At 71.2% G+C, this 12,894-nt stretch carries 12 protein-coding genes; 9 read left to right on the forward strand and 3 right to left on the reverse strand.

Going from position 1 to position 12,894, the window contains the following annotated elements:
* Positions 1-16: 16 nt before the first annotated feature.
* From AC5WRT_RS13480 to AC5WRT_RS13500, 5 genes are all read left to right on the forward strand, one after another.
* Complete coding sequence (locus AC5WRT_RS13480) at positions 17-1,558, forward strand: amino acid permease (RefSeq protein ID WP_496093438.1); 1,542 nt, start codon at positions 17-19, stop codon at positions 1,556-1,558.
* Between the two features lie 244 nt (positions 1,559-1,802).
* Positions 1,803-3,164, forward strand: a complete 1,362-nt coding sequence (locus AC5WRT_RS13485) for a C39 family peptidase (RefSeq protein ID WP_496093301.1) — start codon at positions 1,803-1,805, stop codon at positions 3,162-3,164.
* Between the two features lie 54 nt (positions 3,165-3,218).
* Positions 3,219-3,365: an SCO1431 family membrane protein gene (locus tag AC5WRT_RS13490; RefSeq protein WP_496093300.1), complete on the forward strand. Its 147-nt coding sequence runs from the start codon at positions 3,219-3,221 to the stop codon at positions 3,363-3,365.
* Positions 3,366-3,479: 114 nt separating this feature from the next.
* Positions 3,480-4,100, forward strand: a complete 621-nt coding sequence (locus AC5WRT_RS13495; RefSeq protein ID WP_496093437.1) for a TetR/AcrR family transcriptional regulator — start codon at positions 3,480-3,482, stop codon at positions 4,098-4,100.
* Positions 4,101-4,427: 327 nt separating this feature from the next.
* Entirely contained in the window at positions 4,428-5,603 is a 1,176-nt protein-coding gene (locus AC5WRT_RS13500; protein WP_496100239.1) for an acyl-CoA dehydrogenase family protein, read from the forward strand.
* 434 nt (positions 5,604-6,037) lie between these two features.
* Here AC5WRT_RS13500 and AC5WRT_RS13505 read toward each other — a convergent pair whose 3' ends face one another.
* Complete coding sequence (locus AC5WRT_RS13505; protein ID WP_496093298.1) at positions 6,038-6,472, reverse strand: hypothetical protein; 435 nt, start codon at positions 6,470-6,472, stop codon at positions 6,038-6,040.
* Positions 6,473-6,716: 244 nt separating this feature from the next.
* On the opposite strand from AC5WRT_RS13505, the gene AC5WRT_RS13510 reads away from it, so the two are divergent.
* The 4 genes from AC5WRT_RS13510 (at position 6,717) to fxsA (ending at position 10,785) form a co-directional block, all read left to right on the forward strand.
* Entirely contained in the window at positions 6,717-7,157 is a 441-nt protein-coding gene (locus AC5WRT_RS13510) for an Lrp/AsnC family transcriptional regulator (protein WP_018548954.1), read from the forward strand.
* A gap of 67 nt (positions 7,158-7,224) precedes the next feature.
* The gene (locus AC5WRT_RS13515; protein WP_496093297.1) at positions 7,225-8,829 is read left to right on the forward strand and encodes an amidohydrolase; all 1,605 of its coding nucleotides are present in this window, start codon (positions 7,225-7,227) and stop codon (positions 8,827-8,829) included.
* A gap of 537 nt (positions 8,830-9,366) precedes the next feature.
* Positions 9,367-10,164, forward strand: a complete 798-nt coding sequence (locus tag AC5WRT_RS13520) for a polyprenol monophosphomannose synthase (RefSeq protein ID WP_496093296.1) — start codon at positions 9,367-9,369, stop codon at positions 10,162-10,164.
* A 66-nt stretch (positions 10,165-10,230) separates the two neighbouring features.
* Complete coding sequence (fxsA, locus tag AC5WRT_RS13525) at positions 10,231-10,785, forward strand: FxsA family membrane protein (RefSeq protein WP_496100240.1); 555 nt, start codon at positions 10,231-10,233, stop codon at positions 10,783-10,785.
* 102 nt (positions 10,786-10,887) lie between these two features.
* Here the strand turns inward: fxsA and AC5WRT_RS13530 are convergent, their stop codons facing one another.
* Both AC5WRT_RS13530 and AC5WRT_RS13535 read right to left on the reverse strand, forming a co-directional pair.
* Positions 10,888-11,262, reverse strand: a complete 375-nt coding sequence (locus tag AC5WRT_RS13530; protein WP_003977404.1) for an RNA polymerase-binding protein RbpA — start codon at positions 11,260-11,262, stop codon at positions 10,888-10,890.
* 278 nt (positions 11,263-11,540) lie between these two features.
* Positions 11,541-12,887, reverse strand: a complete 1,347-nt coding sequence (locus AC5WRT_RS13535) for an MFS transporter (protein WP_496093294.1) — start codon at positions 12,885-12,887, stop codon at positions 11,541-11,543.
* Positions 12,888-12,894: the final 7 nt, after the last annotated feature.

Here is a 12,894-nt window from a genome sequence, read left to right on the forward strand (position 1 = left end):
GAAGAAAGGCCTATCTGTGTCGGAACGGACATCGAAGCCCCGGGCGCAGGCCCGCGCGGGCGCGGACCCGGTCGTGCTCGACGACGACGCGACCCTGCACGCGATGGGTTATCCGCGTAAACTCACGCGTCGTTTCCAGGCGTTCGACAATTTCGCGATCTCCTTCACCATCATCAATATCCTCTCGGGTATTTTCTCGTCCTTCGGATTCGGCATGAACGCGGGCGGCCCCCGCATTCTCGTGTTCGGCTGGATCGGCGTCTGCGTCATGGTACTGCTCATCGGTGCGGCCATGGCGGAAGTCGCCTCCGCCTATCCGACGAGCGGCGCCCTGTATTTCTCCGCCGGTAAACTGGCGAAGCGGCACAAGGGCGCCTGGTCCTGGTTCACCGGCTGGCTGAACTTCGTGGGCCAGATCGGCGGCACCGCCGCCACCGGCTACGCGGCCGCCACCTTCGTCCAGGCCTTCCTGCACCTGCAGTGGCCCTCCTACCGGCCGACCGCGCACCAGACGGTGCTGATCACGGCCCTCATCATCGTCGTGCAGGGGCTTGCCAACACCTACACGGTGCAGCTCGTCGCCGTACTGAACCGGATTTCCGTGTGGTGGCTGCTGATCGGACTCGTGGTGATCGTAGGGGCACTGGCAGTGATGCCTGATCATCATCAGCCGGTGTCGTTCGTGACGCATTTCGAGAACAACACCGGCTTCCGGAGCGGGCTTTACGGCGGCATGCTCGGCCTGTTGGTCACCAGCTGGACGTTCACCGGGTTCGACGGCAGCTTCCACATGTCGGAGGAAACGGTCCGCGCGACGGTCAACGCACCCAAGGGGATCACACGCGCCATCGGCTATTCGGCGATCACCGGACTGATCCTGATGCTCGCGCTGGTCTACAGCATCGGCGACTACGCCAAGGTGGCCGGCTCGGACGCACCGCCCGTCCAGATCCTCATCGACGGACTCGGCCTCGGCGCCGCCAAGGTCATGCTCCTCATCGTCATCGGCGCGATGCTCTTCTGCGGGCTCGCCAACCTCACCAGTAACACCCGGCAGATCTTCGCCTTCTCCCGCGACGGCGCCATGCCCGGCTCCCGCTGGTGGCACTCGGTCTCGCCGCGCACCCGTACCCCCGTGAAGGCGGTGTGGCTCGCGGTGGCCTGCTCACTGGTGCTGGTCGTACCCGGCTGGTGGTCCCACACCGCGTTCACCGCGATCGTCAGCGTCAACGTCGTCGGTCTCTTCCTCGCCTACGCGGTGCCGATCTTCCTGCGGCTGCGGCTCGGTGACGGGTTCCAGCCGGGGCCCTGGCACCTGGGGCGCTGGGGGCGGCCGGTCGGCTGGCTGGCGGTGGTCTGGATCGTGCTCAGCAGCGTCCTGTTCATGCTTCCGCAGGCCTCGCCGATCACCGTCGACTCCTTCAATTACGCGCCGATCGCGCTCGCCGTCGTCCTGGTCGTGGCGACGGTGTGGTGGTTCGCCACGGCCCGCCGCCGCTTCCAGGGGCCGATCAGCTACGGGCGCCCCGACGAGGTGGCGGCGATGGACCTCGTCTGACCGGCGGGCGTACAGGCCGGCCGCGTACGACGTCCGGGTGCGGGCGCGAGGGCTGATCGCTCGGTTCCCCGCGCTCCACCCCCGGCCCGCACCGGCACCGCCGCGCCGGGGAAGGCGCTTTCACCGGATCAGACCAATATTCCTTGCGTGGCATGCGCCGAAGTGCTGGCAGGCCCCTGCCGCCTGCTCCATAGTTGGCGCACAACCGCACCGGATCACCGGACACCTGGGGGTAAGCGCGCCCATGAGCAGAGCCCAACAGCCGTCCCGCAGAACCGTCCTCGCCGTCGCCGTCGCCGCGGCGGTGGCCGGCGGCACGGCCCCCGCTGCCGCCGCCGCGCGGCCGTCCGCCGCCGGCACCGGTCAGGCGCCGGCCCGCCCGATCGACTACCACGCCTGGACCACGTACCGCGAGTGGCGCCTCGGTGCCGCCCAGGGCGTCCGGGCCGTCGCGGGCGCCCGCCCCGGCGTCGAGATCGGCGCCCCCGCCGGCCGTACCGACTACACCGACCCGCACACCGGCACCACCGCCACCTGGGAGTACGCCACCTGGACCTCCCCGGAGCGCCGGCTCACCGTCCCCGCCACCGAGGTCGTCTCCTCCTGGAACGCGCACACCCCCGACGGCACCTGGCTCCAGGTGGAACTGCGGGGCGCCTACTCCGACGGCACCGAGACCCCCTGGTACGTGATGGGCCGCTGGGCGGCCGGGGACCAGGACATCAAGCGGACCTCGGTGGACGGCCAGAGCGACGGCAAGAGCAGCATCTGGACCGACACCTTCGCCATCGACGACGCGAGCGCCGGCCTGCGCCTGACGTCGTACCGGCTGCGCCTCACCCTCTACCGCAGGCCCGGTACCCACCTGACCCCCACCGTGTGGCGGCTCGGCGCCATGGGCTCCGACATCCCCGACCGCTTCACGGTTCCCGCCTCCACCCCGGGCCTCGCCCAGGAACTGGCCGTCCCGCGCTACTCGCAGGAGATCCACAAGGGTCAGTACCCGCAGTACGACGGCGGCGGCGAGGCATGGTGCAGCCCCACCTCCTCGCAGATGATCATCGAGTACTGGGGCGGCCGGCTCACTCCCGAGCAACTGTCCTGGGTCGACCCGACGTATGCCGACCCGCAGGTGGACAACGCCGCGCGTTTCACCTACGACTACCAGTACCAGGGCTGCGGCAACTGGCCGTTCAACGCCGCCTACGCGGCCACGTTCGAGGGCCTGCAGGGCGTGGTCACGCGGCTGGCCTCGCTCACCGACCTGGAGACGCTGATCGCGGCCGGCATCCCGGCCATAACGTCCCAGTCGTTCCTCAAGACCGAGCTGACCGGCGCCGGTTACGGCACCTCCGGCCATCTGATGACGGTGATCGGCTTCACCGCGGACGGCGACGTGATCGCCAACGACCCGGCATCGCCGAGCGACGAGGCGGTCCGACGGGTGTATCTGCGCCGGGAGTTCGAGAACATCTGGCTGCGCACCAAGCGGTACAACGCCTCCGGCAAGGTGGCCTCGGGCACCGGGGGAGTCTGCTACCTCTACTTCCCGGCCCATCCGAGCCCGCTCCAGCGCAAGGCGCTCGCGGCGGTGGGTGTGCGCTGACCGTGTGACCGAGCTCATCGCCGCGGACGCCGTCGCGGGTGGCAAGGTGGACAAATGGACATGACCGCACACCCGGCCACCGCCACCCGCGCCCGCACCGGTGGCCCCCACGACCCCGGCCCGCAGACCCTCGAGCACGTCATGGGCTGGGTCCTCGTGGCGGTCGTCGCGATGTTCGTGAGCCAACTCGGCCTGCTCTGACCCGACCCGCTCACGCGCGCGGCATGTTCTGACATACTGCTCAGGTCCCGCCGACCGCCTGGAACAGGGTCGACCTTGAATACGCCGCATCAGCGTGCCCTCGCCCGTCCCCGGATGCGCGGCACCGAGCGCTCGGTGACGCGCCGCGCCGAACTCATTGCCATCGGGCGGAAGTTGTTCGCCGACACGTCCTACGACGCGCTGTCCATGGACGACATCGCCCGCCAGGCGCATGTCGCCAAGGGGCTGATCTACTACTACTTCCAGTCCAAGCGCGGTTACTACCTGGCCATCATCCAGGACTCCGTCGCCGACCTGGTCACCTCCGCCGCGAGCGGGCTGGAGATGCCCGCCGTGGACCGCGTCCACCGGACCATCGACGGCTATCTGCGCTACGCCGAGAACCACCAGGCGGCCTACCGCACCATCGTCAGCGGCGGTGTGGGTTTCGACGCCGAGGTGCACGCCGTCCGGGACGGGGTGCGCGAGGCCGTCATCACCACCATCGCCGAAGGTGCCTACGGCCGCGGTGACATCTCGCCGCTGGCACGGACGAGCCTGCTGTCCTGGGTGTGCGGTGTGGAGGGCGCGACCCTGGACTGGATCGACCGCCCCGAGCTGTCCCGCGACACGATGCGCGCGCTGCTGGTGAAGACGCTCGGCGGAGCCCTGCGCGCCGTCGAGGAACTGGACCCGTCCTACCGCGCGCCGGAGCCGGCCCGCCGCGACGCCTGAGACGCCGGGCGGAGGCCTGTGAGTCGGCCCGGGCATTATTGTCATGTTCGCACCAAATGCTGATCGTTTGCGCGGGGGCGCAGGCTGTCGTCCCCGATTTCGCCCCCGGATCCGGTGTCGTGCCGAGTTCCGACTGGATTCTTGAAGTAAGCGGTCGTTAACTGGTGACGTGAAGTCGCTGATCGGGCATACTCACTGCGCACGCCGCTGGTCAGCCGCTTCCGAGACCCGGAAGGGGGCGCCTTCGGCCATCCGGAACGACCAGGCGGAGCTGCCCCCACCCGACGGGCCCCCGCCGGTGCCCGAAAGAGGGAGGAGACCGTCGCCATGTCCGACCGCGACCCGCAGCCGGTGGAGCGTCAGCTGCCGACGGAGGAGGCGCGGGATCTGCTCGCCCTCGTCCGGGACATCGCCCAGCGTGAGATCAGGCCGAAGGCAGCCGAGGAGGAGGACGCGGGACGCTTCCCGCGCGAGGTCTTCACCCTGCTGTCCGAATCGGGCCTGCTCGGTCTGCCGTACGACTCCGAGCACGGTGGCGGTGACCAGCCGTACGAGGTCTACCTCCAGGTCCTCGAAGAGCTGGCCATGGCCCGGCTCACCGTGGGTCTGGGCGTCAGCGTGCACACGCTCGCCTGCTATGCGCTCGCCACCTACGGCAGCAAACAGCAGCAGGTCGAGCATCTGCCTGCCATGCTAGGCGGCGGCCGGCTCGGCGCGTACTGCCTCTCCGAGCCGTCCTCCGGCTCCGACGCGGCCTCGCTCCGCACGAAGGCCGTCCGGGACGGTGGGGGAGAATGGGTGATCAACGGCACCAAGGCCTGGATCACGCACGGCGGCATCGCCGACTTCTACACCGTGATGGCCCGCACCGGCGAGGAGGGCCCGCGCGGGATCACCGCATTCCTGGTGCCCGGGGACGCGCCCGGAGTGAGCGGTGCGGTGCCCGAGAAGAAGATGGGCCTGAAGGGCTCGCCCACCGCGCAGGTGCACTTCGACGGCGTCCGGGTCGCCGACGACCGGCGGATCGGCGAGGAGGGTCAGGGCTTCTTCATCGCCCTGTCCGCCCTCGACTCCGGCCGGCTCGGCATCGCGGCCTGCGCGATCGGGCTCGCCCAGGCCGCCCTGGACGAGGCGGTCGCCTACGCCACCCAGCGCCGGCAGTTCGGCCGTCCCATCGCCGACTTCCAGGGCCTGCGCTTCATGCTCGCCGACATGGCCACCCAGATCGAGGCGGGCCGCGCCCTGTACCTCGCGGCAGCCCGGCTGCGCGACGCCGGCAAGCCGTTCGCCAAGCAGGCCGCCATGGCCAAGCTGTACTGCACCGACACGGCCATGAAGGTCACCACGGACGCCGTGCAGATACTCGGCGGCTACGGCTACACCGCCGACTTCCCGGCCGAGCGGTACATGCGCGAGGCCAAGGTGCTGCAGATCGTCGAGGGCACCAACCAGATCCAGCGGATGGTCATCGCCCGTCACGTGGCGGGACCCGAAGGTCGCTGAACTGTCCCTCGAGAACCGTCGGGGCCGCCAGCCTGGTCCACTCCGGGTCGTGGCGGCCCGGCAGCGTCCGGCCCCGGTCGGCCCAGGTCCGCATGAGATCGCGGTAGATGGGCGGGTCCTGCGGTACGGGCGGTGGAACCGATGCTGCCGGACGCGGGACGAAGATGCGGCGCTGACGCCCGGTGACCGAGTGCATGGGGGTCATGCCTGGGCAACGCCGCAGCCCCCCGGCAGGTCACCGTCCCGTGGAATCGGGCGTCAGTTCAGCGACGTCTCCTCCCGGCTCCGGCCATCCCGGCCACCGGCGTGCCCTCCACCGGCCGTTCCCCGGCAGGGGTGCTTCGCACGGGGCCGTTGTCCCGGCGGACCGGACACGCCGGCCCTGCACCACGACGGCCTGCGCGCCATGGTGCAGGCCGGGTGCGGGAGGCGGCTCAGGCGGCCTGGCGGCGCATCGTCGGCACGCGCATCGGGCGCGAGCCCGGGCCGCCGACGTGCGAGAAGGGCTGCGTCCGCCAGTTCAGACCCTGGGGGAGCGTCAGCAGCAGGGCGGTGTCCTGCTCCTGCGGCACGACGGACTCGTCCGCGGGGTGCGCGTCCGCCGCGGCCCGGCCCGTGCCGGCGCAGACCGTGAGCCCGAACGGATTCCACGGCGAGGCGCACAGCGCGTGCTCCGGCAGGACCTGCTCGTCCGCCAGCAGCGCGATCGGCTGGGCGCAGTCCGGGCAGATCACTCGGTACATCTCGAAGGTGTCGTAGGTGTCCGCTTCGTCGTCGTAGGCGTCGGGTTCGACGCCCTCCGGCTCGGGCTCGACGACCGGCTGCTGCCGCTTGGACGCGGATCGACCAGGGCGATGGACACTCTGCATGGGATTCTCCCCCTAAGGCTGGGCCGTTACGGCGCTGCGGCCTCGACCACAGCAAGCACTTCCCGTCCGCCGTCGGCGGTAATCACGGGAGCATCACGGAGCCTGTCCGGGCGGTGTGGCGTTCGTCACATGCCGGATGCAGGTGCGTGCTCTGGGCGTTTCACGCTGCTTTTTACCTCGAAGCGGCCATGACCTGCGCTCTCGGCTATCCCAGGAGATCAGGTGCACTGTAGGTTTTGGCGCCATGGAGGAGCTGGACCGACAGATCGTGCAGCTGCTCGTCAAGGACGGGCGGATGAGCTACACAGACCTGGGCAAGGCCACGGGCCTGTCCACCTCGGCCGTGCACCAGCGGGTGCGCCGACTGGAACAGCGTGGCGTCATCCGCGGATACGCCGCGGTGGTCGACCCCGAGGCCGTCGGGCTGCCGCTCACCGCGTTCATCTCGGTGAAACCGTTCGACCCCAGCGCCCCGGACGACATCGCTGACCGCCTCGCCGGCGTCCCCGAGATCGAGGCCTGCCACAGCGTCGCGGGCGACGAGAACTACATCCTCAAGGTGCGGGTGGCCACCCCGCACGAACTGGAGGAGCTGCTCGCCCGGCTGCGCAGCCTGGCTGGTGTGTCGACCCGCACGACGGTGGTCCTGTCGACGCCGTACGAGGCCCGGCCGCCCCGGATCTGAGCACCGCACGGGTGCCGGGCGTGCCCCGGGTACCGCCGGCGCCGCCCGGGGCGGGAAACTGTCCGCCATGAGTGACAGCACCGCCGAGCCCCCCAAGACCGTCCTCCTGCGCCGCGGCGAGGTGCACAGCCCCGCGGACCCCTTCGCCACGGCGATGGTGGTGGAACGCGGCCACGTCGCCTGGGTCGGCTCCGAGGGCGCCGCCGACGCCTTCGCCGGGAACGTGGACGAGGTGATCGACCTCGACGGCGCCCTCGTCACACCCGCCTTCACCGACGCCCATGTGCACACCACCGCCACCGGTCTCGCCCTGACGGGCCTGGACCTGTCCGGCGCCCCCTCGCTGGAGGCGGCCCTGGCCCTGGTGCGCGACTTCGCCGCCGCCCGCCCGGACGACCGCGTCCTGCTCGGCCACGGCTGGGACGCCGCCCGCTGGCCCGGCGGCCGGCCGCCGACCCGCGCCGAACTCGACGAGGCCGCCGGCGGCCGCCCGCTGTACCTCTCGCGCATCGACGTGCACTCGGCGGTCGTCACCACGGCACTGCTCGACCTCGTGCCCGGAACGGTGCCGGGGGACGGCCCGTTGACCGCCGACGCCCACCACGCCGTCCGCAAGGCCGCTCTCGCGGCCGTCGGCCCCGTCCAGCGTGCCGAGGCCCAGCGTGCCGCCCTCGCCCAGGCGGCCTCGCTCGGCATCGGCTCGGTGCACGAGTGCGGCGGACCGCAGATCTCCTCCGAGGACGACTTCACCGCCCTCCTGAAGCTCGCCGCAGAGGCCCCGGCCCCCCGGGTCGTCGGCTACTGGGCCGAGCAGAACGCCGACAAGGCGTGCGAACTGGGCGCGGCCGGCGCCGCCGGCGACCTCTTCGCCGACGGCGCCCTCGGCTCGCACACCGCCTGTCTGCACGAGCCGTACGCCGACGCCGACCACGCCGGCACCGCCTACCTGGACGCGGACGCCGTCGCCGCCCACGTCGTCGCCTGCACCGAGGCGGGACTGCAGGCCGGGTTCCACGCCATCGGCGACGCGGCCGTGACCGCCGTCGTCGCGGGCGTGCGCGCCGCCGCCGAGAAGGTCGGCCTCGCCCGGATCCGGGCCGCCCGCCATCGTGTCGAGCACGCCGAGATGCTCACCGCCGAGACCGTCGCCGGCTTCGCCGAGCTGGGCCTGATCGCCTCAGTGCAGCCCGCCTTCGACGCGCTGTGGGGCGGTGAGGACGGCATGTACGCCCGCCGGCTGGGCGCCGAGCGGGCCCGCACCCTCAACCCCTTCGCGGCCCTGCTGCGCGCCGGTGTGCCACTCGCCTTCGGCTCCGACAGCCCGGTCACCCCGCTCGACCCGTGGGGCACCGTCCGCGCCGCCGCTTTCCACCGCACGCCCGAGCACCGGGTCTCCGTCCGCGCCGCGTTCACCGCGCACACGCGCGGCGGCTGGCGGGCCGTGGGCCGGGACGACGCGGGCGTCCTGGTGCCGGGCGCGCCCGCCGACTACGCCGTCTGGCGCACCGGCGAGCTGGTCGTCCAGGCCCCCGACGACCGGGTGGCCCGCTGGTCGACCGACCCGCGCTCCGGCACGCCCGGCCTGCCCGATCTCACCCCGGGCCGTGACCTGCCGGTCTGTCTGCGCACGGTGGTCGGCGGACGGACGGTTTTCGTACGGCCGGGCGAGTGATCTACGGGGGTGGCGCGACGGCGGGCGGCCGCCGCCGTCCCGCCGCCCCACCTGCGCATCCTCCCCGGCGAATGCGGCCGTCCGCGTATTGCCGCAGGTCAGGCGGCTATTGACAGTCGGCGGTCGGGGGCCGGTAGGTTCGTCCGAGTCCACCACCGGACGCCCGACCGGGGAGCGTTCGCGCAACTCGGCGCAGCGCCGCTGGGTCAGGGACGGTGTGCCGCACCGGGACACCGTCACTGGGAGCCAGGCTCAGCGCCCGCGCCGCCGAGGGAGCGCTCCGGCCGGTCGGCAAGGTGTGACCCGGGTGGGGCCCGTGCGCTCAGTAGACAACGGCTTTCGGTCGATCCGCAGCCAGCGGGTCCCAGGTCGGCCCGAAGGGCGCCGGGCCCCCATCCGCAGGGGCCGGGAGGGTACCGAAAAACGCATTCTTACCCCGCTCTTGCGGAATCGACACCCCCATACGAACGACGCGTGCCGTCTTCCCATGCGGCGGCCACTATGGTGGACCCCTGCGTACGACCAGAAGGGGCAGCAGTGAACGACGGCGACGGGACCCTCGAGGCCAAGGCCCAGGGGAGGCAGTTCGGTCCGCTCGGCACGGCTTTGGTGATCATTCCGACCTACAACGAGGCGGAGAACATCAAGACCATCGTCGGCCGGGTGCGCAAGGCCGTCCCAGAGGCGCACGTACTGATCGCGGACGACAACAGCCCCGACGGCACCGGCAAGCTCGCCGACGAACTGGCCGCCGACGACGGAAACGTCCAGGTGATGCACCGCAAGGGCAAGGAGGGCCTGGGCGCCGCCTACCTCGCGGGCTTCCGCTGGGGCCTGGAGCGCGGCTACGGCGTGCTGGTCGAGATGGACGCCGACGGCTCCCACCAGCCCGAGGAACTGCCCCGGCTGCTCACCGCCCTCAAGAGTGCCGACCTGGTGCTCGGCTCCCGCTGGGTGCCCGGCGGCCGCGTGGTGAACTGGCCCAAGTCCCGCGAGTTCATCTCCCGGGGCGGCAGCCTCTACTCCCGGCTCGCCCTCGACCTCCCGCTGCGCGACATCACCGGCGGCTACCGCGCGTTCCGCCGTGAGACGCTCGAGGGGCTCGGCCTGGAACAGGTCGCCTCGCAGGGCTACTGCTTCCAGGTGGACCTCGCCCGCCGCGCGGTCAAGGCCGGCTACCACGTGGTCGAGGTGCCGATCACCTTCGTCGAGCGCGAGCTGGGCGACTCCAAGATGAGCAAGGACATCCTCATCGAGGCGCTGTGGCGGGTCACCGCCTGGGGCGCGGGGGAGCGGTACGCCCGGCTCACCGGCAAGGACAAGCGCGCCAAGTAGCAGCGCCCCCCTCCGGCCGATCAGGCCCTTATCCCGCGCTGAGTCGCCGCCAGGCACACTGGGGGCATGACGACTGGCGCTCCCACCTCTTCGTACACCGCCCGGCCCCGGCGCCCCCGGCTGCGCAGGTATCTGCCGCTGGGGGGCGCCGCCTGGCTGGTGCTGGAGATCTGGCTGCTGACCCTGGTCGCGGACGCGGTCGGCGGGCTCGCCGTGTTCCTGCTGCTCGTCGCGGGTCTCGTGGCGGGCTCCGCGGTCATCAAGAGGGCGGGCCGCCGCGCCTTCCAGAGCCTGAACGAGGCGGTGCGAGGCGGAGGTTCACCGGAGCGCGGCGGCGGCAACGGCCTGACGATGCTCGGTGGCCTGCTGCTGATGATCCCCGGTGTCCTGTCGGACGCCGCGGGTCTGCTCCTGCTGCTCCCGCCGGTGCAGAAGGCCGTGAGCCGGTACACGGAGAGCGCCCTGGACAAGCGGCTGCGCGGGGCGGCCCCGGGCAGCCTCGGCGACGCCTTCCAGCAGGCCCGCATGCACCGCCCCGACGGCAAGGTGGTGCCGGGCGAGGTCATCCGGGAGGACGGGCCCGAACCGGGGGAGCAGCAGCGTCCGCCGTTGTCCCGCTGAGCGGCTCCGCGGAAAGACGGAACGACCGCGGGCGCCGTACGTGCATCACGTACGGCGCCCGCGGTCTTCGTATGCGCTGTGCCCCGGCCCGGCCCCGCAGGACTAGGCGGACTTGCGGCTGTCCCGAGGATGAACGGCGATGTTCATCGCCCCCGAGCGCAGAACCGCCAGGCGCTCCTCGAGGACCTCTTCGAGCTCCTCACGGGTGCGCCGCTCCATCAGCATGTCCCAATGGGTACGCGCGGGCTTGGCCTTCTTCTCCTCAGGGCCGTCGCCGTCGACGAGGAGTGCCTGGGCTCCGCAGACCTTGCACTCCCACTCCGGCGGAATCTCCGCCTCGACCGAGAAGGGCATCTCGAAGCGGTGCCCCTTCTCGCATGCGTACTCCACGGCCTGGCGCGGAGCCAGGTCGATACCGCGGTCCGTCTCGTAGCTGGTCACCACGAGGCGCGTACCGCGAAGAGCTCGCTCACTCATGAATCGTGCCTCCCGGGCTTGTCGCCCACAGGACAGGTGTCGCTGTCGTCGTCATCCGGTCAACGTCCGGTCGGCGGTAAAGATTCCCGTTCCGTGTCCCGTTCCGGGTCATGCGTCGCCGTCGTAGCCGCCCCTTGTTCTACCCACCGGCGCCCGGTTTGTCACATCTGCTAGCAGATGTCACCCAGCGTTTCGGCATCTTTGACGCGCAGTAACGGTACGCCTGGCAGGCCAAAGGCGTACACTACCGCCCTTTCGTGTTGAACGCTAAATCGGCGCTAAATCTTCTCCGGAACCGGATTGCCCGCAGCGCCGATCGCCCGCCGCACCGGGACCCGCGCCAGCAGCACGAAACCGATGACGAAGAACGCCACCAGCGAGATGATCGCGGACCGGTAGCTCCCGGTCAGCTGGTAGGTCACGCCGAACAGCAGCGGTCCCAGCCAGCTCATCCCGCGGTCGCTCAGCTCGTACGCCGAGAAGTACTCGGCCTCCTTGCCGGGCGGCACGAGATGGGAGAACAGCGACCGGGACAGCGCCTGGCTGCCGCCGAGGACGAGCCCGATCCCGGCGGCCAGGACGAAGAAGAACGCCGGGGCCTTCGCGGGCAGGAAGTAGCCGGCGGCCAGGGTGACCGTCCACGCCACGAGCGAGCCCAGTATCGTCCGCTGAGCGCCGTACGTCCGGGCCAGTCGCCCCATCGCCAGCGCTCCGGCCACCGCCAGCACCTGCACCAGCAGCACCGCCATGATCAATGTCGACTGGCCGAGCCCCAGTTCCTGCGAACCGTAGACGGAGGCCTGCGTGATCACCGTTTGGATGCCGTCGTTGTAGACGAGGTACGCCAGCAGGAAGGCCAGCGTCAGCGGATGCCTGCGCATGTCACGGACCGTCCCCGCCAGCTGCCGGAGCCCGGGCGCCGCCGAGCGCTCCACGCGCGCGTGCCGGTCGCGCAGCCTGCGCAGCGGTACGAGCGTGAAGGCGCCCCACCACAGGCCCGCGGAGGCCAGACAGACCCGGACCGCGGCCGTCTCGGTCAGGCCGAAGGAGTCGTGCGCCGAGTACAGGACCAGGTTGGCGACCAGGACTGTGGAGCCCGCGGCGTAGCCGAAGGCCCAGCCCCGCGACGAGACCGCGTCGCGCTCCTCGGGCGGGGCGATCTGCGGCAGGTAGGAGTTGTAGAGCATCATGCCGACGGACTGCGCCGCGTTCGCCACCACCAGGAGCAGCCCGCCGAGCAGATACCGGTCGCCGTCCAGGAAGAACATGCCCGTGGTCGCGGCCGCCCCGGTGTACGCCGCCGCCGCGAGCAGCGGCTTCTTGCGGCCCGTACGGTCGGCCAGGCTGCCCACGAGCGGCATCACCACGACCGCCACGATCACCGACAGCGACACCGAATAGGCGAAGAAGGAGCCCGCCCGTACCGGGACGCCCAGCGGATGCACATAGCCGTCACCGTCCGCGGCTTGCTTGGCGACCGCCGTGAGGTACGGCCCGAGGAACACCGTCACCACGCTCGTCGAATAGACCGAGCAGGCCCAGTCGTAGAAGTACCAGCCGCGCTGTTCGCGTCTGAGGTCGGCGGTGTCGACCGCCGTCCCCGTCCGCAAGGTGTCCGTGCCCACCCCTGCC

Source organism: Streptomyces sp. NTD91 (assembly GCF_059510455.1).